The sequence below is a fragment of the Geodermatophilus africanus genome, assembly GCF_900107105.1.
GTDB classification, from domain to species: Bacteria; Actinomycetota; Actinomycetes; order Mycobacteriales; family Geodermatophilaceae; genus Geodermatophilus; species Geodermatophilus africanus.
The window spans coordinates 1-19,045 of record NZ_FNOT01000002.1 but is presented as its reverse complement, the minus strand read 5'-3'; the positions used below and the strand labels follow the sequence as shown (position 1 = coordinate 19,045).

The 19,045-nt window shown below is 73.7% G+C and carries 18 protein-coding genes and 1 rRNA gene; 5 read left to right on the top strand and 14 right to left on the bottom strand.

Features of this window, described 5'->3' with window-relative positions; all coding sequences use genetic code 11:
• Window positions 1-19: 19 nt before the first annotated feature.
• The 8 genes from BLW63_RS02735 to BLW63_RS02700 form a co-directional block, all read right to left on the bottom strand.
• Window positions 20-853: a carbohydrate ABC transporter permease gene (locus BLW63_RS02735; protein ID WP_091151268.1), complete on the bottom strand. Its 834-nt coding sequence runs from the start codon at window positions 851-853 to the stop codon at window positions 20-22.
• Entirely contained in the window at window positions 853-1,815 is a 963-nt protein-coding gene (locus BLW63_RS02730; RefSeq protein WP_091151266.1) for a carbohydrate ABC transporter permease, read from the bottom strand. Before BLW63_RS02730 ends, BLW63_RS02735 begins: the two co-directional genes overlap by 1 nt.
• Entirely contained in the window at window positions 1,812-3,089 is a 1,278-nt protein-coding gene (locus BLW63_RS02725) for an extracellular solute-binding protein (protein ID WP_170856609.1), read from the bottom strand. The genes BLW63_RS02730 and BLW63_RS02725 overlap by 4 nt, the downstream gene beginning before the upstream one ends.
• A 286-nt stretch (window positions 3,090-3,375) precedes the next feature.
• Window positions 3,376-4,611, bottom strand: a complete 1,236-nt coding sequence (locus BLW63_RS02720) for a DUF4032 domain-containing protein (protein ID WP_091151264.1) — start codon at window positions 4,609-4,611, stop codon at window positions 3,376-3,378.
• A 221-nt stretch (window positions 4,612-4,832) separates the two neighbouring features.
• A complete protein-coding gene (locus tag BLW63_RS02715; RefSeq protein ID WP_091151262.1) occupies window positions 4,833-5,240 on the bottom strand; it encodes a helix-turn-helix domain-containing protein in 408 nt (135 codons plus the stop codon).
• A 256-nt stretch (window positions 5,241-5,496) separates the two neighbouring features.
• Window positions 5,497-6,156 carry a CDP-diacylglycerol--glycerol-3-phosphate 3-phosphatidyltransferase gene (gene pgsA / locus BLW63_RS02710; RefSeq protein WP_091151260.1) on the bottom strand — a complete coding sequence of 220 codons (660 nt, stop codon included), beginning with the start codon at window positions 6,154-6,156 and terminating at the stop codon, window positions 5,497-5,499.
• On the bottom strand, window positions 6,153-7,580 hold the full coding sequence (gene rimO / locus BLW63_RS02705) for a 30S ribosomal protein S12 methylthiotransferase RimO (protein WP_091151258.1): 1,428 nt from the start codon (window positions 7,578-7,580) through the stop codon (window positions 6,153-6,155). Before rimO ends, pgsA begins: the two co-directional genes overlap by 4 nt.
• 99 nt (window positions 7,581-7,679) lie before the next feature.
• Complete coding sequence (locus BLW63_RS02700) at window positions 7,680-10,208, bottom strand: DNA translocase FtsK (RefSeq protein WP_091151256.1); 2,529 nt, start codon at window positions 10,206-10,208, stop codon at window positions 7,680-7,682.
• A gap of 192 nt (window positions 10,209-10,400) precedes the next feature.
• Between BLW63_RS02700 and BLW63_RS02695 the strand changes: the two genes are divergently transcribed.
• The gene (locus BLW63_RS02695) at window positions 10,401-10,934 is read left to right on the top strand and encodes a sigma-70 family RNA polymerase sigma factor (RefSeq protein ID WP_091151254.1); all 534 of its coding nucleotides are present in this window, start codon (window positions 10,401-10,403) and stop codon (window positions 10,932-10,934) included.
• Entirely contained in the window at window positions 10,931-11,584 is a 654-nt protein-coding gene (locus tag BLW63_RS02690) for an anti-sigma factor family protein (protein ID WP_091151251.1), read from the top strand. Before BLW63_RS02695 ends, BLW63_RS02690 begins: the two co-directional genes overlap by 4 nt.
• 90 nt (window positions 11,585-11,674) lie before the next feature.
• Here BLW63_RS02690 and BLW63_RS02685 read toward each other — a convergent pair whose 3' ends face one another.
• From BLW63_RS02685 to BLW63_RS02670, 4 genes are read right to left on the bottom strand one after another with little or no spacing between them, the layout of a single operon-like run.
• Window positions 11,675-13,375 carry a ribonuclease J gene (locus BLW63_RS02685; protein ID WP_091151249.1) on the bottom strand — a complete coding sequence of 567 codons (1,701 nt, stop codon included), beginning with the start codon at window positions 13,373-13,375 and terminating at the stop codon, window positions 11,675-11,677.
• 10 nt (window positions 13,376-13,385) lie between these two features.
• Window positions 13,386-14,282, bottom strand: coding sequence for a 4-hydroxy-tetrahydrodipicolinate synthase (dapA, locus tag BLW63_RS02680; RefSeq protein ID WP_091151246.1), 897 nt, complete (start codon window positions 14,280-14,282; stop codon window positions 13,386-13,388).
• Between the two features lie 9 nt (window positions 14,283-14,291).
• Window positions 14,292-14,819 carry a dihydrofolate reductase gene (locus tag BLW63_RS02675; RefSeq protein WP_091151244.1) on the bottom strand — a complete coding sequence of 176 codons (528 nt, stop codon included), beginning with the start codon at window positions 14,817-14,819 and terminating at the stop codon, window positions 14,292-14,294.
• A 7-nt stretch (window positions 14,820-14,826) separates the two neighbouring features.
• Complete coding sequence (locus BLW63_RS02670) at window positions 14,827-15,645, bottom strand: thymidylate synthase (protein ID WP_091151242.1); 819 nt, start codon at window positions 15,643-15,645, stop codon at window positions 14,827-14,829.
• Window positions 15,646-15,734: 89 nt separating this feature from the next.
• Between BLW63_RS02670 and BLW63_RS02665 the strand changes: the two genes are divergently transcribed.
• Complete coding sequence (locus BLW63_RS02665) at window positions 15,735-16,151, top strand: DUF1232 domain-containing protein (protein ID WP_244522308.1); 417 nt, start codon at window positions 15,735-15,737, stop codon at window positions 16,149-16,151.
• On the opposite strand, the gene BLW63_RS02660 is transcribed toward BLW63_RS02665, so the two are convergent.
• A complete protein-coding gene (locus BLW63_RS02660; RefSeq protein WP_091151237.1) occupies window positions 16,148-17,359 on the bottom strand; it encodes a winged helix-turn-helix domain-containing protein in 1,212 nt (403 codons plus the stop codon). The two genes, BLW63_RS02665 and BLW63_RS02660, sit on opposite strands and share 4 nt — an antisense overlap.
• A 67-nt stretch (window positions 17,360-17,426) precedes the next feature.
• On the opposite strand from BLW63_RS02660, the gene BLW63_RS02655 reads away from it, so the two are divergent.
• Window positions 17,427-18,020 carry a GNAT family N-acetyltransferase gene (locus BLW63_RS02655; protein ID WP_091151235.1) on the top strand — a complete coding sequence of 198 codons (594 nt, stop codon included), beginning with the start codon at window positions 17,427-17,429 and terminating at the stop codon, window positions 18,018-18,020.
• On the top strand, window positions 18,017-18,682 hold the full coding sequence (locus tag BLW63_RS02650) for a DUF2461 domain-containing protein (protein WP_091151232.1): 666 nt from the start codon (window positions 18,017-18,019) through the stop codon (window positions 18,680-18,682). Before BLW63_RS02655 ends, BLW63_RS02650 begins: the two co-directional genes overlap by 4 nt.
• Before the next feature lie 78 nt (window positions 18,683-18,760).
• Here BLW63_RS02650 and rrf read toward each other — a convergent pair.
• Window positions 18,761-18,877 (bottom strand): 5S ribosomal RNA (gene rrf, locus BLW63_RS02645).
• Window positions 18,878-19,045: the final 168 nt, after the last annotated feature.

Sequence of the window (19,045 nt, the reverse complement as noted above, 5' to 3'; positions counted from 1 at the left end):
TGGGTGGTGGATACGGGGGTCAGCCCTTGACCGCGCCGTTGGTGAGACCGGCGACGATGCGCCGCTGGAAGAGCAGCACGAGGACGACGACCGGGATGGTGACGACGACCGCCGCCGCGGCGATCGCCCCGGTCGGGTCCTCGAACTGCGAGGCACCGGAGAACAGGCCCAGCGCGGCGGGTACCGGCCGCGACGCCTCGGTCGAGGTCAGCGAGATGCCGTACGCGAAGTCGTTCCAGGCGATGAAGAAGGCGATGATCGCGGTGGTGAAGACGCCCGGGGCGGCCAGCGGCACGATCACCTTGCGGAACGCCTGCCAGGTGGTCGCGCCGTCGACCTGCGCGGCCTGCTCCATCTCCCAGGGGATCTCCCGGAAGAACGCCGACATCGTCCAGATGGAGATCGGCAGGGTCAGGGAGAGGTAGGGGATGATCAGCCCGGGCCAGGTGTCGTAGAGCCCGATCTGCCGCCACAGGTTGAACAGCGGCGTCACGATCGAGATCACCGGGAAGATCGCCACCCCGAGCGCCGTCGACAGGATCAGCTTCTTACCGGGGAAGTCCAGCCGGGCGATGGCGTACGCGGCGAACATCGACAGGATGCAGGAGATGAACGTCGCGATCAGGCAGATGCCGAACGAGTTCCGCAACGCCGGCAGGAAGAGCCCGCTGGCCGACCCGGTGAGGATCGTCGAGTAGTTCTCCCAGGTGACCGACGACGGCAGGAACGACTGGTTGGCGATGTCCGCCGACGCCTTGAACGACAACGACACGATCCAGGCGATCGGGAACAGCGCGTAGAGGACGATCAGGATCCCTCCGACGATCCACCAGGTCTTCTCCCGCTGGGACATCAGCCTTCCCCTCTCGCCTGGGCCAGGTCGATCCGGAAGCCCTTGATGAAGATGAACGCGATCAGCACGACGCTCAGGAACAGCAGGACCGACACCGCGGAGCCGAGGCCGATCTCCACCCGAGCGATCGTCTGCCGGTAGGCCAGGAACGAGACCGACTCCGTGCCGTTGGCGCCGGCCGTCATGATGAAGATCGAGTCGAAGATGCGGAACGCGTCGAGCGTGCGGAACAGCAGGGCGACCATGATCGCCGCCTTCATGTTCGGGATGGTCACCCGCCACATCCGCTGCCACCAGCTGGCGCCGTCGACCTTGGCCGCCTCCTGCAGCACCTCGGGGACCTGCGCGAGGCCCGCCAGGATCAGCAGCGAGATGAAGGGCGTTGTCTTCCAGATCTCGGCCAGGCAGATCACGAGCAGCGAGGTCCACTGGCCGCCGAACCAGTCGGTGTCCGCTGCGATCCCGGGGAGCCAGGCGAACCAGCTGTTCACGAAGCCGGTCTCGATCCGGAAGGCGAACGCCCACGCGAAGGCCGAGACGACCGTGATGACCGCGTACGGGATGAGGATCGCCGCCCGGACGACGGGCCGGATGGAACTGAGCGCCTTGGCCATGACCAACGCCAGGGCGAAGCCCAGGACCAGCTCGACGACGACGGTCACCACGGTGATAAACACCGTGACGAGGAGTGCCTGCCACCAGAGGCCGTCGGACAGGATCACCGCGTAGTTGCCCAGTCCCCGGAACGACCGGTTCTCCGGGTCGGTCAGGCGGTAGTTGAACAGCGAGTACCAGACCGCCTGCAGGATCGGGTACGCGGTGACGAGCAGCATGACCACGAAGGCCGGGCCGGCCAGCAGCCAGCCGAGCCGGCGTTCGGCGCGCGAGCGGTCGCTGATGGTGCCGCGGGGAGCCGCGACCGGTTGGGTCTTCTCGGTGGGTGGCAGCGTGGTGGTGCTCATAGCAGCTGGTCTCCTGACAGGACGGCCTGGATCAGGGCCTGGGCCCGCTCACCGGTCTCGGGCGTCACCGACGACGGCGGGTGGTACTCCCGCTGGATGGCTCCGGAGACCTCGCTGTAGTACGGCGTCTGCGGGCGGTTGGCCGCCGCCTCCAGCGACTCGAGGATCGTCGGGGCCATCGGGAAGACCTCCAGGACCTCGGGGTCGTCGTACACCGCGGACGAGGAGGCGGGGTTGCCGTTCGTCGTCATGTAGTACGCCTGGTTCTCGTCGCTGGTGATGCACTCCGTCGCCTGGTAGGCCAGGTCGACGTTGCGGCTCACGGCGCTGACGCCCAGGTCGATCCCGCCGAAGGGGGGAGCGCTCGGCTGACCCTCGTCGACGGCCGGGTACAGCGCCCAGCCGTAGTCCTCGGGCACGGAGGCGTCCAGGGTGCCCGCCTCGACGGCGGCGAGTGCCCGCGAGTAGACGAACGGCCAGTTGACCATGAAGCCGGCGTCCGCGCTCTCGAACTCGGTGGCGCTGGTGTCCTCGCTCGACGTGGAGAAGGCCGGCCCGACGACGCCGGAGTTCGCCACGGTGTTCATCACCTCGGTGGCCCGGGCGGCCTCCGGACTGGTCAGCCCCAGCTGGATGTCCTCCGGGTTCTCGGAGTTCTCCTCGATGATGGCGCCGCCGGCCGACTCGACGAGCGCGTTGAGCCACACCACCAGCGACTCGGCGCGCCGGCCCTGGGCGCTGAGGATCTTGCCCTGGTCCTGGGCGGCCGTGACGAGCTGCTCCCAGGTCACCGGCTGGGTCATGTCGAGGCCGGCCGCCTCCGCCACGGACTCGCGGTACCACAGCAGCTGGGTGTTGGCCCAGAACGGGATGGCGACCAGTTCCCCGTCCCACGTCGCGGAGTCGATGGAGCTCTGCACGACGCCCTCCGTGACCCGCCCGGCGAGGTCCTCGGGGACGGGGGCCAGGAAGCCGGCCTGCGCGAACTCGGGGATGTACGGGGGGTCCAGGCTCATCAGGTCGATCGAGGCGTCGTTGGCCGCCAGCCGGCGGACGAGCTGCTCGCGCTGGGCGGACGACTCCCGGGGCAGCTGCGAGGTCGTGATCGTGTACGCGCCGTTCGACTCCGCGGAGCAGCGGGCCGCGATCTCGGCCTGCCCGCCGGAGTCGGGGTTGATGTACCAGTTCAGGACAGGAGCCGCGCTCCCACTACCGCCACCGCCACAGGCGGCGAGCGTCGAGGCCAGGACCGCCGCGGCGGCAGCCCCGCCCACCGAGCGCCTGCGCGCCCGTGGAGCGGCTCCGCCGGGTGGTCTGACCTTGCCGTTCGTCAACACGTCATCCGCCTCCGTTGGCGAGCAGCGAGCTTGGGATCACCGCGATTTTCGTACCGTGGCCCAGCTCACAGTGGGTGTCAACTCGAACGAAATCGCCTCGTTACACCGCCTCCGCGGCCCCGGGGCAGGGGCCCGCCGCCGGCCCCGTCCCGGGTCCCGCCCCGAGCCTGCGAAGGGTGGGCAGGACGGGATCCTTCCACGGTGGGGGCGAGGGAGTCCTTCCTCAGTCGCGGCCCCCGACGATGGCCGACGGGGTGGTCAGCTCCTTGGGCGTGCGGGGCAGCACGGTGTCGAAGTAGGAGCGCGCGGCCCGCGTCGTCCCGACGTCGTGGCCTGCCTTCTCCGAGAGGAACCAGCGGTGCTCGAGGATTTCGTGGAAGACCTCAGCGGGCGCCAGCCGGCCGGCGAGGTCGGCCGGGACGGCCTCCACGACGGGCTGGTAGGCCTCGGCCAGCCAGCGGTACCCCGCGACGGTCTCGGGCACGGGGGTGCCCAGCTTCTGCTCCAGGGTGGCCCGGTAGGCGCGCAGGTCGTTGAGCAGCCGGCGGGCCTGGCGCTCCTGAACCTCCAGGCCGGTCAGCCGGAACAGCTCCCGGCGGTTCTGGCCGGGCTCGGAGACACGGGTCTCCACGCGCAGCCGCGCGCCGCCCTCCGGGTCGGTGACCAGTTCGATCTCGCCGACGTCGAAGCCCAGGTCGTTGAGCCGCTGGAGGCGCTCGGCGACCCGCTGGCGCTGCTCGGCGAGCGCGAAGACCTCCTCCCGGGTCACCTCCTCCCACAGCGCCTCGTAGCGCACCGGCAGGCTGTCGGCGACCTCGATCGGGTCGACGTAGGCGGGCAGCATCTCGCCGAACTGCAGGTCGAGCAGCTCGGCCCCCACGCGCTCGCGGGCGAGGTCGACGTCGTAGCGCCGCTGCCCGGGGCTCAGTTGCGGGTGCCGCTCGGAGGTCTCGGCGTCCACCAGGTGGGCGGTGAAGGCGCCGGCGTCGAGCCGGAACAGCGTGTTGGACAGCGAGCAGTCGCCCCAGAAGACACCGGCCAGGTGCAGCCGGACGAGCAGCACCACCATCGTGTCGAGCAGCTGCTCGGCGGAGTGCTCGCCGTGCGGCCGGGAGAACAGGTACCGGTAGGACATCGAGTACTCGAGGTACCGGGTCACCAGGACGGCGTCCTGCCCGTCCGGGCGGTCGACGCAGATGCCCAGCACCGAGACCGACGGCAGCCCCTCCTCCTCGAACTGCCCGAGCAGCGCGTACTCGTGGCGGGCCAGCGGCTCGGGGATCTCCTTCAGGGCGTAGACGTGCCCGCCCTGTGCGGTGAAGCGGACGACGTGCCGCGAGATGCCGCGCTGGGGGACCTCGAGCAGCAGCTCGGGGTCCCACTGCTCGAGTGGCAGGTGGAAGGGCAGGCTCAGCAGGGCGGCCCCGTCGGTGGCCGGTGGCCGGAAGAGGTACCGCACGGCGACCTCCGTTGTGGCGCGCAGCAGCCGGCGACCCTCGGTGGGGGTCCGCGGTCAGCCTGCCACGACCGCTGCGCGGCAGCAGTGCGCCCGGTCCGGCCTGGGCCTGTGGAGGCTGGTGGCCCCCCTGCAGGGGCCCGCCGCCGGCCCCGTCCAGAGGCTCGCCCCGAGCGTGCGAGGGGGACGGGGTCCTCCACGGCGGGGGGCAGAGGGGCCCTCCGTCAGGCCGCCAGCGACACCTCGCCGGCGGGGCGGCCGGAGGCGCGGGCGGGTGCACCCACCAGGGCCAGCGCGGGCTCGGCGACCGGCTGCTCGCCGGCCAGGACCTCCGCGGGCACCTCCTCGGCGGGGACGCCGGAGGCATCGGGTGCGGGGAGCAGCGGGCGGACGCGGACGTCGTCGCTCCGCAGCCCCAGGCTGACCTCGGCGAGCAGGTCGGCGAGCTCGACGTCGAGGGCGTCGCAGATCGAGGCGAGCAGCTCGGAGGACGCCTCCTTCTGCCCCCGCTCGACCTCGGAGAGGTAGCCCAAGCTCACCCGAGCGGCACCGGAGACGTCGCGCAGCGTCCGACGCTGGCGCAGCCGGTGGCCACGCAGGGTCGTCCCGAGCTGGGTGCGCAGCAGCGTCATCGCCGTCTCCTGTCCTGCCTCTGCGGAAGCGGCGGCTCCCGGGAAGGGCGCCGTGCGCTCACGGTACGCGGCACCGCTGACGCCCAGCGTGCCCGGCCGGGCGAGTCCGCTCTGGGCGTAACGCCGGAGGCCAGGCGACTCTTCCGTTTCCCCGTCCCGGGACCCGCCGTGAGCCTGGGAGGGTGGGGAGGACGGGCGGCCCCTGACAGGGTCCGGCCACGAGCTCGCGAGTGGTGGGGCGCGGGGGGGGCTTGCTTCAGGCGGCGGCGTCGGTCCGGGGACCGGCCGGCCCGGTCGAGCGGCGGGCGGCCGCGGCGCGCACCGCGCGGGCGCCGGCGCGTCGCAGCGCCAGGGCGCGCTGCACGTAGTCCAGCCCGGTCGCCACGGTGAGCACCACGGCGACGGCCATCACCCACCACCGGAGGCTGCCGAACCAGCCGTCGAACGGGAGGGTGTAGAGCCCGATGGCCAGCGCCTGGACGACGGTCTTGGCCTTGCCACCCCGGCTGGCGGCGATCACGCCGTGGCGGATCACCCAGAAGCGCAGCAACGTCACGCCGACCTCGCGGACGAGGATCGTCAGCGTCACCCACCACGGCAGCAGGGTCAGCACCGAGAGGCCGATGAGGGCGGTGCCGGTCAGCGCCTTGTCGGCGATCGGGTCGGCGAGCTTGCCGAACTCGGTCACCTGGCCGGTGCGCCGGGCGATCATCCCGTCGTAGCGGTCGGTGATGATCGCCAGCGCGAAGACGAGGGTGGCCCAGTACCGCCACTCGTCGTCCATCCCGCCCTCGGCGAACAGCAGCACGGCGAACACCGGCACCAGGGCCAACCGCAGCACGGTCAGCGCGTTGGGCACGTTGACCACCCGACCTGACTGGGGCGGGGTGGCGGCCGGGTCCGCCGGAGCGCTCATGCGCGCACCGCGGGTACCAGGGCCGCGGCCACCAGGTCCACGCCCTCCGTGCCGACGACCTCCGCGGCCACCACCAGGCCGGCGACCGCACCGGCGGGCACCCCCGTGACCGTCGTCGTCCCGTCGGCCTCCGGGTCCTGGTGGGCGGCGTGCCCGGACCACACCCCGGGCCCCTCGTCGGCGGCGAGGTCCTCGGTGAGGAGCACCTCCACCCGCTCCCCCAGCCGGTCCTCGGCGCGCTGCGCCGTGAGCTCCTCGACCAGGTCGGTGATCCGCCGGACGCGGGCGTCGATCTCGGCCTGGTCGAGCTTGCCGGGCAGCCGCATCGCCTCGGTGCCCTCCTCGTCGGAGTAGCCGAAGACCCCGACGGCGTCGAGCCGGCCCTCGACGAGGAAGCGCTCGAGCTCGGCCACGTCGTCCTCGGTCTCCCCCGGGAAGCCGAGGATGACGTTGGTGCGGAACCCGGCGGTCGGCGCGAGCGCACGGGCCCGCGCGATCAGCGCGAGGAAGTCGTCGGTGCCACCGAAGCGGCGCATCCGGCGCAGCAGGGTCGGCGAGGAGTGCTGGAAGGACAGGTCGAAGTAGGGGGCGACGCCGTCCGTGCCGGCGATGACCTCGAGCAGGCCCGGCCGCAGCTCGGCCGGCTGCAGGTAGGCCACCCGCACCCGGGTGATGCCCTCGACGGCGGCCAGCTGCGGCAGCAGCCGCTCCAGGTGCCTCAGGTCGCCGAGGTCCTTGCCGTAGGACGTCGAGTTCTCGCTGACCAGCACCAGCTCGGTGACACCCTGGGAGGCCAGCCACTCCGCCTCGCCGAGCACCTCGGCGGGCGGCCGGGAGACGAACGAGCCGCGGAAGGCCGGGATGGCGCAGAAGGCGCACCGCCGGTCGCAGCCGGAGGCGAGCTTGAGCGCGGCCGACGGGCCGGAGGCCAGCCGGCGCCGCGGCAGCCAGCCGTGGCCGGGGATGACCGGGGCGTCGACCGCGGCGACCGCCGCCGTGCGCTCGACCGGGCTGATCGGCAGCAGGGTGCGCCGGTCGCGCGGGTCGTGCGGGACGAGCGCCCGGCCGGTGAGCACGTCGTCGAGCCGGTCGCCGATCGCCGCGTAGTCGTCGAAGCCGAGGACCGTCGCCTCGGGCAGCGCGCCGGCCAGCTCGGAGCCGTACCGCTCGGCCATGCAGCCGACCGCGACCACCCGGGCGCCGGAGTCGGTGGCGGCCAGGATGGCGTCGACGGAGTCCTTCTTGGCGGACTCGATGAAGCCGCAGGTGTTCACCAGGACGGCGTCCGCGCCCTCGGCGTCCTCGACCAGGCGGTACCCGCCCGAGGCCAGCCGGCCGGCCAGCTCCTCCGAGTCGACCTCGTTGCGGGCACACCCGAGGGTCACCACCGCCACGGTGCGGGCAGGGTCGATCGGAGGTGTCACCGGTCCATCGTAGGTGACGGACCCCCCTGCCCCCCGCCGCTCACCGCCCCGTCCGGAGGCTCACCCCGAGCTCGCGAGGGGTGAGGGGGACGGGTCCTTCTACTCGGTGCCGCGCAGGGTGAACAGCACCGACTCGAGCTCGTCGGGCTTGACGAGCACGTCACGCGCCTTGGAGCCCTCGGACGGGCCGACGATGCCGCGGCTCTCCATGAGGTCCATGAGCCGGCCGGCCTTGGCGAAGCCCACCCGCAGCTTGCGCTGCAGCATCGACGTCGAGCCGAACTGGCTGGTGACGACGAGCTCCACGGCCTGGACGAGCAGCTCCAGGTCGCCGCCGATGTCCTCGTCGATCTCCTTCTTGTCGCCCTCGGCGGCGCTGAAGACCTCCTCGCGGTACTCCGGCTCGGCCTGGCGCTTGGTGAACTCGACGACCGCCTCGATCTCGGCGTCGGAGACGTAGGCGCCCTGCACGCGCATGGGCTTGCCCGCGCCGATCGGCAGGAAGAGGGCGTCACCCATGCCGATGAGCTTCTCCGCGCCCGGCTGGTCGAGGATGACCCGGCTGTCGGTGAGGCTGGAGGTGGAGAACGCCAGCCGCGAGGGCACGTTGGCCTTGATCAAACCGGTGACGACGTCCACCGAGGGCCGCTGGGTCGCCAGCACCAGATGGATGCCGGCGGCGCGCGCCTTCTGGGTGATCCGGACGATCGACTCCTCGACGTCGCGCGGGGCGACCATCATGAGGTCGGCGAGCTCGTCGACGATCGCGAGGATGTACGGGTAGGGCCGGTACACCCGCTCGCTGCCCGCGGGCGCCACGATCTCGCCGCGCTCCACCTTGCGGTTGAAGTCGTCGATGTGCCGGACACCGGTGGCCCGCATGTCCTGGTAGCGCTGCTCCATCTCCTCGACCAGCCAGGCCAGCGCGGTCGCGGCCTTCTTCGGGTCAGTGATGATCGGCGTGATCAGGTGCGGGATGCCGTCGTAGGGCGTGAGCTCGACCATCTTCGGGTCGACCAGGATCATCCGCAGCTGGTCGGGCGTGGCCCGCAGCAACAGCGAGGTCAGCAGCGAGTTGACGCAGCTGGACTTCCCGGCACCGGTGGCACCGGCGACCAGCAGGTGCGGCATCTTGGCCAGGTTCGCGCAGACGAACCCACCCTCGATGTCCTTGCCCAGCCCGACCAGCATCGGGTGCGGGTCCTGCTTGGCCACCTGGGAACGCAGCACGTCGCCGAGGCTGACCATCTCCCGGTCGACGTTGGGCACCTCGACGCCGACGGCGGACTTGCCCGGGATCGGCGCGAGGATGCGGATGTTGTCGTTGGCCACCGCGTAGGCCATGTTCTTGGTCAGCGCGGTGATCTTCTCGACCTTGACCGCGGGCCCCAGCTCGATCTCGTAGCGGGTCACCGTCGGGCCGCGGGTGAAGCTGGTGACGGCGGCGTCGATGTTGAACTGCTCGAGCACGCCGGTGATGGCCTCGATCGCCGTGTCGTTGGCCTTCGAGCCCTTCTTCGGCGGGTCGCCGGCACGCAGCACGCCGACCGAGGGCAGCGTGTACTGCCCCTCCACCGGCTCGATCCGCAGCTGCTGCGGCTCCTCGATCGGCGGGAGGTCCTCCGGCGGCGCGGTCCGGTCCACGACGGCGGGACGGCGGGTGGGGACCGGCGGGGGCGGCGGCTCGGCGCGCACGGCCTCGGGCGCCTCGTCGAGCGCCGCGTGGTCGATGGCCGGCAGGGTCTCCACCGGGCCGGTGTCCATCAGGTCGTCCGACAGCGAGCGCCGGCGGGAGCGCGGCGCCGGTGCCGGCGGCTCGGCCGGCTCCTCGTCGTCCGCCCAGTCCTCGTCGTCGTAGGCGTCCTCGTCGTCGGCCTGGCCCAGGACGCGGTCGGTGAGCTCGCGCAGCCGCTCGGGGATCTGGTGCACCGGCGTCGCGGTGAGCACCAGCAGGCCGAAGAAGGCCAGCAGGACCAGCAGGACGACGGCGACGACGGTGCCCACGCCGGCGACCAGCGGCGTGGCCGCGGCCCAGCCGACGAGGCCACCGGAGCCGGGCCGGTCCTGCGACGGGACGGCGCCCTCGCCGACGACCTGGGCGATGCCGAGCACCGAGACCACCAGGCAGAGCCAGCCGATCGCCAGCCGGCCGCGCGCCTCGGGGCGCGGTCCGCGGCGCAGCAGCCGCAGCGCGGCGAGAAAGAGCACGACCGGCAGCACCATGACCAGCGAGCCGACGACCCAGCGCACGGCGCCGGCGAAGACGGCGCCGACCGGGCCGATGCCGTTGCTCCAGGCGGCCGCGCCGAGGACGACGGCCAGGCCCAGCACGGCCAGGCCGACGCCGTCGCGGCGGTGCTCCGGCGCGAGCGGCTCGGCCTCCTCCGGGCGGGCGACCGAGCGGGCCAGCCCGCCGGCGCCGCGGGCCAGCAGCGACCAGCCGCCGCTGACGACGCCCCAGAGACCGGGGCCGGACTTCTTCGGCGCAGGCTTGCGGGCGGCGGGCTTGCGGCCGCCGGGAGCGGGTCGCTTGGCGGGCGGCTTCCGGGACGCGGTCGACCCGGAGCCCGAGCGTCCGCGCGCGGACGACCGGCCCGAGGGTCGGGTCGTCGTCGTGCGAGCAGGCATGAGTCGACGGTAGTGCTCACGGCGCCGCCCCGACGGCAGGCGACGCGTGTCCGCGTGCCGAGCGGCGCGGAACGGTTCGTCGCAGCTCGACTACAGCAGGGGCCCGGCCCGCCGATGCGGCGGGGCGCCGTCCGGCCCGGTGAACCGCGACGTCGCGGGCGCCGTACACCCTCGGACGGGAGGGGGTGGCCGATGGCGCGCGACCACGGGCGGGTGGACGGCGGGTTCGACGTCCGGGCGGCCTACGCCGCGCACGGCGCCGAGCTCTACCGGTTCGCGCTGCGGCAGCTCGACGACGGCGGCGCCGCCCAGGACGTCGTCCAGGAGGTCTTCCTCCGGGCCTGGCGTGCGGCCGACGGCTACGACCCGCAGCTGTCCGGCGTGCGCACCTGGCTGTTCGCGATCGCCCGCAACGTCGTGGTGGACGAGGCGCGGCGCTTCGCCGTCCGGCCGTGGCAGCGGACGCTGACCGAGGGCCCGGGCGCCGACGTCCCCGGCGTGGTGGGCATCGACGAGGCGGTCGTGGACGCGTGGGTCGTCGAGGAGGCGCTGGGCCGGATCGGCGAGGACCACCGGTCGGCGATCGTGCAGACCCACCTGCGCGGCCGGCCGCACGCGGAGGTGGCCGCCGAGCTCGGCATCCCGGTCGGCACGCTGCGCAGCCGGGTGTTCTACGGCATGCGGGCCCTGCGGCTGGCGATGGAGGAGATGGGGGTGGAGCCGTGAGCGCGCCGGGAGAGCACCGCCGTCTGCGGGAGCAGCTGGGCTGGTACGCCCTCGGGCACGGGACGCCGGAGGAGCGGGCCGGCGTCCGCGCGCACCTCGACGGGTGCGCCGCCTGCCGCGCCGAGCTCGCCGAGCTGACCCCGCTCACCGCGTGGCTCGACCGCGTGGACCCCGACCGGCTCGACGACCGGCCGGCGCCCCCGCCCGGGCTGGGCGACGCGGTGCTGGCGCGGATCGCCGCCGAGCGGCCGCGCCGCGCGTCGTCCCGCCGGGCGCTGGCCGCGGCCGCCGTCGTGGGCGTGGCCGCCGCGGGCTTCGGGATCGGGTGGCTGGCCCGCCCGGTGCCCGACCCGCTGCCGCTGGAACCGGTGGCGGTGCAGGCCGGCCCCGGCATCGAGGCCACGGCCGACGTCGTGCCGCACACCTGGGGCCTCGAGGTGCGGCTGACCGGAGAGGGCTTCACCGCCGGGGCGGTCTACCGGGTCGTGGTCACCGACGAGGACGGCGCCGCGGTGCCCGCGGGGCAGTTCCTCGGCGTGGGGCCGGCCGAGCTGCGCTGCAACCTCAACTCCTCGGTCCTGCGTGAGGACGCCGCCGGCTTCCGGGTCGTGGCCGCCGACGGGACCGTGGTGGCGAGCTCGGAGCTCTGAGGCGCGGCGGCGCCGGGGACCCCGTGCCCCCCATGCGCCGCCGCGGCCCCGCCGGCGGCGGGACCCTGCAAGGGCGCCGGGATCCTTGCGTCAGACCTCGAGGACCGTAGGGATGATCATGGGACGGCGGCGGTAGGTGTCGGACACCCACTTGCCGATCGTCCGGCGGATCACCTGCGAGAGCCGGTGCGGGTCGGTGACGCCGTCGGCCAGCGTGCGCCGCAGGTTCTCCTCGACCAGCTGCAGCGCCGGGTCGAAGACGGCGGGGTCGTCGGCGAAGCCGCGGGCGGAGAGGTGCACCGGCCGCACGATGGTGCGCGTCGAGGGCTCGATGACGACGGTCAGTGCGACGAACCCCTCGTCGCCGAGGATCCGCCGTTCCTGCAGCGACTCCTCCCCCACGTCGCCGACGTTGAGGCCGTCGACGTAGACGTCGCCGACCGGCACCGATCCGACGATCGTCGCCTTGCCGTCGACCAGGTCGACGACGACGCCGTTCTCCGCGAGCAGCACCCGGTCGCCGGCCATGCCGGTCTCCTCGGCGAGCGCCGCGTGGGCCCGCAGGTGCCGCCACTCGCCGTGCACCGGCATCAGGTGCCGCGGCTTGGCCACGTTGAGCAGCGTGCGCAGCTCGCCGGCCGGGGCGTGCCCGGAGACGTGCACCCGCGCGGTCTCCTTGTGCACGACGGTCGCACCGAGCCGGGCCAGCCCGTTGATCACCTTGTAGACGGCGGTCTCGTTGCCCGGCACCAGCGAGGACGCCAGCACGATGGTGTCGCCGGCCTCGATGGTCACCTGGTGGTGCTCGCCGCGGGCCATCCGCCCGAGCGCCGACAGCGGCTCCCCCTGCGACCCGGTGCTGATCAGCACCACCTGCTCCGGCGGCATGCTCGTGGCCTCGTCGAGGCTCACCATGAGGCCGGGCGCGACGCGCAGCAGCCCGAGGTCGCGGGCCACGCCCATGTTGCGGACCATCGAGCGGCCGACGAAAGCGACCTTGCGGCCGTGCATCTCGGCCGCGTCGAGCACCTGCTGGATGCGGTGCACGTGGCTGGCGAAGCTGGAGACGATCAGCCGCTGCGTGGCCCGCCGGAACACGTCCTCGAGCACCGGGCCGATCGACCGCTCCGGTGTGACGAACCCGGGGATCTCCGCGTTGGTGGAGTCGGCGAGCAGCAGGTCGATGCCCTCCAGGCCCAGCCGGGCGAAGGCACCCAGGTCGGTGAGGACGCCGTCGAGCGGCAGCTGGTCCATCTTGAAGTCGCCGGTGTGCACCAGGACCCCCGCCGGCGTGTGGACGGCGACGGCCAGCGCGTCGGGGATCGAGTGGTTGACCGAGATGAACTCGCAGTGGAACGGGCCCGCGACGTGGTCGTCGCCCGCGGCCACCTGGACCAGCACCGGGTCCAGCCGGTGCTCGCGCAGCTTGGCCTTGACCAGCGCGAGCGTGAACCGCGAGCCGACCAGCGGGATGTCGCCCCGCATCCGCAGCAGGTAGGGGATCGCGCCGATGTGGTCCTCGTGCCCGTGGGTGAGGACGACGGCGGCGATGTCGTCCAGCCGGTGCTCGATGATCCCGAAGTCCGGCAGGATCAGGTCGACGCCGGGCTGCTCGGCCTCCGGGAACAGCACGCCGCAGTCGATGACCAGCAGCGTGCCGTCGAACTCCAGGACGGCCATGTTGCGGCCGATCTCACCCAGCCCGCCGAGCGCCATGACCCGCAGGCCGCCGGTCGGCAGCCCCGGGGGTGCCTGCAGGTCGAGGTGCGGCTGGGTGGTCGAGGCGGTCACGAGGTCGCGCTCACAGGTGGATGCCTCCGTCGGCGAGGTCGGCGCGCAGCTGCGCGCGCTGTTCGGGGGTGGCGTCGACCAGCGGCGGGCGGACCGGCCCGCCCGGGAGGCCCAGCTCGTGCAGCGCGGCCTTGGTCAGGATGACGCCCTGGGTGCGGAAGATGCCGGTGTACAGCGGGAGCAGGCTCTCGTTGACCGCCCGGGCCTTGACCAGGTCGCCGGACTCGACGGCGGCGATCAGCTCGGCCAGCCGCGGTCCGGCGAGGTGCCCGACCACGCTCACGACGCCCACGGCGCCGACCGCCAGCAGCGGCAGGTTGAGCACGTCCTCGCCGCTGTAGTAGGCGAGGTCGGTGCGCGACAGGGTCCGCATCACCGCGCCGAGGTCGCCCTTGGCGTCCTTCACCGCGACGATGCGCGGGTGCTCGGCGAGCCGGGCGAGCGTGTCCACCTCGATGGGGACGACCGAGCGCGGCGGGATGTCGTAGAGCATCACCGGCAGGTCGGTGGCGTCGGCGACGGCGGTGAAGTGCCGCAGCAGGCCCGCCTGCGGGGGCTTGTTGTAGTACGGCGTCACGACGAGCAGGCCATGCGCGCCCAGCCGCTCCGCCCGGCGCGCGTTCTCGATGGTGTGCGCGGTGTCGTTGGTGCCGACGCCGGCGACCACGGTGGCGCGGTCGCCCACGGCGTCGAGCACCGCCTCGAGGACGGCGTGCTGCTCCCCGTCGCTCAGGGTGGGCGCCTCGCCGGTGGTGCCGAGCACGACCAGGCCGTCGTGCGCCTGCCGGTCGACCAGGTGGGCGGCGAGCTCCTGGGCACCCGAGAGGTCGATCGAGCCGTCCTCGGCGAAGGGGGTCACCATCGCCGTGAACACACGCCCGAAGGGCCGGGCGGGGTCACTGGTCATGCCGAGAATCTACCGACCCACCCCGGCCGACACGTCGGCGTCGGTCGCTGTGCGCGCGTACTCCGACACCGCGTAGCGCAGGCCGGTGGTAGACGTCGCCCAGCCGGTCCCCGGGGTGCGCGACACCCGCGCCCACCCCTGGCCGAGTGCGGGCGCCCACGTGTCGCCGTCGACATCGGTGTCGACGTCGGTGACGACCACCCGGTCGGCGTGCGGGAGGAACGCGGCGTACACCCGGCCGCCGCCGATCACCCACAGGTCTCCGGCGTCGTCCCGCGCCAGCACCTGCGCGACGTCGGCGGCCCGTTCGGCGCCGCCGGCGGCCCAGGAGGGGTCGGTGGTGAGGACGACGTTGCGGCGTCCGGGCAGGGGCCGGAACCGCTCGGGCAGGGAGTCCCAGGTGCGCCGGCCCATGACGACGGTCGCGCCGGTGGTGAGCTCGCGGAACAGCCGCAGGTCCTCGGGCAGGTGCCACGGCAGCCGGCCGCCGGCGCCGATCACGCCGCCACGGGCCTGGGCCCAGACCAGGCCCAGCACGCCGCCCTCAGACCGCCACCGCGGCGCGGATCGCCGGGTGGTGCCGGTAGTCGCGCAGCGCGAGGTGCTCGTAGGTGTACTCGAACAGCGACGGCGCCGGGGCAAGGTCGAGGGTCGGGAAGGGCAGCACCTCCCGGGAGAGCTGCTCGCGGACCTGCTCGACGTGGTTGCTGTAGACGTGGCAGTCGCCGCCGACCCAGATGAGGTCGCCGGGGGCCAATCCCGCCTGGTCGGCGACCATGCGGGTGAGGAGCGCGTAGCTGGCGATGTTGAACGGCACCCCGAGGAACATGTCGGCGCTGCGCTGGTACAGCTGGCAGGACAGCCGGCCGCCGGCGACGTGGAACTGGAACAGCGCGTGGCAGGGCGCGAGCGCCATCTCGGGCAGCGCGGCGACGTTCCAGGCCGAGACCACCATGCGCCGGGAGTCGGGGTCGGTGCGCAGGGTCTCCAGGACGCCGGCGATCTGGTCGACGTGCTCCCCTCCAGGGGTGGGCCAGGAGCGCCACTGCACGCCGTACACCGGGCCGAGCTCCCCCTCCGGCGAGGCCCACTCGTCCCAGATGCTGACCCGGTTCTCCTGCAGCCAGCGCACGTTGCTGTCCCCGCGGAGGAACCACAGCAGCTCGTAGGCGATCGACCGGAAGTGCACGGACTTGGTCGTGACCAGCGGGAACCGCTCGGAGAGGTCGTAGCGCAGCCGCTCGCCGAACAGGCTCACCGTGCCGGTGCCCGTCCGGTCGGACTTGGGCGTGCCCTCCTCGAGCACCCGGCGCAGCAGGTCCTCGTACTGGGTGTCGATCGGGCCCTCGCTCGCACTTCCCACGGACCCGAGCCTACGGGCGGGGGCCGACACCGGACCGCGACACCGGTCACCTGCCGGTCGCTCCTGCCCCACCGGCCAGACTCGTCACCGTGGACCGGTGGGGCGTGCTCGTCGGGGTCGTCGGCGGGCTGCTCCTGCTCTGGGGCGTCCTGCTGCTCCTGCTGTGGCGGACGCGCCCGCCCGATCTCACCGTCCGCGAGGCGCTGCGGCTGCTCCCCGACCTGGTGCGCCTGGTGCGCCGGCTGGCCGCCGACCGGGAGCTGCCCCGCGGCGTGCGGGTGCGACTGTGGCTGCTCTTGGGCTACCTGCTCAGCCCGGTGGACCTGGTGCCCGACGTCGTCCCGGTGCTCGGCTACGCCGACGACGTCGTCGTGGTGGCGCTGGTGCTGAGATCAGTGGTGCGGGCCGCCGGGGCGCCGGCCCTGCAGCGCGCCTGGCCCGGCGGGCCCGCGGGGCTCGCCGTCGTCTCCCGGCTGGCCGGCCTGCCCGACCAGGGGACCACCTAGCCCACGGCGGCCGCGAGGTCGGCGGCCAGGTCGCCGCGCTCCCCCACGACGACCGCGTCCAGCTGCAGCCAGCCGGCCATCAGGGCCAGCTCCGCGGCGAGGGCGGCGGCCGCCTCGGCCCGGTCCGCGCCGTCCTCGGCGAACGCCGCCCGGACCCGCAGCAGGCCGGCCTGCCGGTCGGCCTTGAGGTCGACGCGGGCGACCAGCCGGTCGCCCAGGAGGAAGGGCAGCACGTAGTAGCCGTGCACCCGCTGCGCGGCCGGCGTGTAGATCTCCAGCCGGTAGCGGAAGCCGAAGACGCGCTCCACGCGCGGCCGCTCCCACACCAGCGAGTCGAACGGGCTCAGCAGCGCCCGCGCCCGCACCCAGCGGGGACGGCGCGCCTCCGGGTGCAGCCACGCGGGCGCGTCCCAGCCGGCCACCTGGACGGGCAGCAGCTCCCCGGCGTCGGCCAGCTCGGCGATCGCCGCCCGCGCCGCCGGGGGGCGGAGCCGGAAGTAGTCGCGGAGGTCCCGCTCGGTGGCCACGCCCAGGGCACGCGAGGCGCTGCGCACCAGCTCCCGGACGGCGTCGGTCGGCTCCGGGGTGGGGGCCTGCAGGACGGCGGCCGGCAGCACCCGCTCGGTGAGGTCGTAGACGCGCTCGAAGCCGGCCGTCCGGCGCCTCGTGGTGATCACGCCGGTGTAGAAGAGCCACTCCAGGGCGACCTTGCCGGCGTGCCAGTTCCACATGCTGCCGGGCCGGTCCGGCCGCGGCTCGGCCAGGTCGCTGGCCTTGAGCGGGCCGGTACCGCGCACCCGGTCGAGGACCTCGCTGACGTACCCCGGCCGCTCCCGCTGGATCCGGACCATCGACCCCCAGGCGTGCTCCTCCGCCGCGGCCATGCGCCAGCGCAGGTGGGGGTGCAGCCGGACCGGCAGCAGTGAGGCCTCGTGTGCCCAGTACTCGAACAGCTCCCCGCGGCGGCCGGCGAGGTCGTCGAGCGCCTGGCGCGGGTAGGGGCCCAGTCGGCTGAACGCGGGCAGGTAGTGCGCGCGGGACAGCACGTTGACCGAGTCGATCTGGAGCACCGCCAGCCGCGACGTCATCCGCCGCAGCTGTCGGCCGTCGACGACGCCGGCGGGCCGGGGGTCGGCGAAGCCCTGCGCGGCGAGGGCGATGCGGCGGGCCAACGCGGCCGGCAGCCGGTCGACGACGGGTGCTCCCACGGCCGCCGATCCTGCCCGCCGCTACCGACAACCGCCGGGCGCACCCCCGCCGCCTACGCTGCCTGGCGTGCAGCCCACCTCGCCGTTCCCCCGCCGCGCGGGCACCGCCGAGGTGTCGGTCCGCCCGGCCCGCTCCGGGGACGCCCCCGCGGTCGCCCACGTCCAGACGGTCACCTGGCGGACGGCGTACCGCGCCGTCCTCCCACCGGAGGTCCTCGACGGCTGGGACGAGGCGGCGGCCGCGGACGCGTGGCGCGCCGCGATCGCCGCACCCCCCACCCCGCTGCACGGCGTCCTCGTCGCCGTGGAGCGGAACGTCGTGGTCGGTTTCGCCGCCCACGGCCCCGCGGAGCTGGGCGACGACGAGCGCCCCCACCCGGCGGGCCCCAGCGGCGAGGTCACCACCTTGCTGGTCGAGCCCCGGTGGGGACGGCGGGGGCACGGCAGCCGGCTGCTGGCCGCCGTCACGGACCTCGCCCGGGCGGCCGGGACGGCGCGGCTGCAAGTGTGGCTGCCGGAACCGGACGCCGTGTCCGCGGGCTTCTTCGAGTCGGCGGGCTGGGCCCGCGACGGCTGGGTGCGGACGCTGGACACCGGTGGGACGCCGCTGCGCGAGGTCCGCTGGCACACGCTGCTCGAGGAGGAGGACGGGGGTCGATGACGTTCCAGGGGTTCCCCGACGAAGGGCTGGTCTTCTACGAGGGCCTCGAGGCCGACAACAGCAAGACCTACTGGAGCCGCCACCGCCCGGCTTACGACGACTGCGTGCGGGCGCCGATGCAGGCGCTCGTCGACGAGCTGGCCGGCGAGTTCGGGACACCGAAGCTGTTCCGCCCCTACCGCGACGTCCGCTTCAGCAACGACAAGACCCCGTACAAGACGCACCAGGGCGCGGTCGTGAACCCCGAGGGCCGTGGCGCCGGTGCCTGGTACGTGCAGCTCTCGGCCGACGGCCTGCTGGTGGCCGGTGGGTGCTGGCGGCTCGAGTCCGACCAGGTGGCCCGGTACCGCCGCGCCGTCGCCGACGACGTGCAGGGGCCGCGGCTGCGTGCCGAGGTGGACCGGCTGGCCGCGGCCGACTGGTCGATCGAGGGCGAGCGCCTGGTGCGGGTGCCCTCCGGCTTCGACCGGGACGGCGACCGGGCGGACCTGCTCCGGCACAAGTCGCTGTACGCGAGCAGGCACTGGGAGCCCGGCGACTGGCTGCACGACCGCCGGGCGCTCGAGGAGGTCCGGACCTCCTGGCGGGACCTGGCTGCCCTGAACGCGTGGCTGGCCGACAACGTCGGCGCGACGACGAGGGAGCCCCGGGCACGCCGGTGAGCCGGCATCCCGCGCGGACCGACGCTGAAGTGCATGAAGGGCCCTCACCGGGTGGTGAGGGCCCTTCATGAAAGAATTGTCCGGCGGCGTCCTACTCTCCCACCCCGTCTCCGGGGCAGTACCATCGGCGCTGAGAGGCTTAGCTTCCGGGTTCGGAATGGATCCGGGCGTTTCCCTCTCGCCATGGCCGCCGTAACACAGGTGAACGGGAACCGACCCCGGTGGGGGTTGGTGCGTTCAGAACCGCACAGTGGACGCGTGGTATCGATCAGTTGGTCGCCGGCTACCCGCCCGCCCGGGGGTGGGGGGTGGTGTAGTCGTGTGGTCAAGCCCTCGGCCGGTTAGTACCGGTCAGCTGCGCAC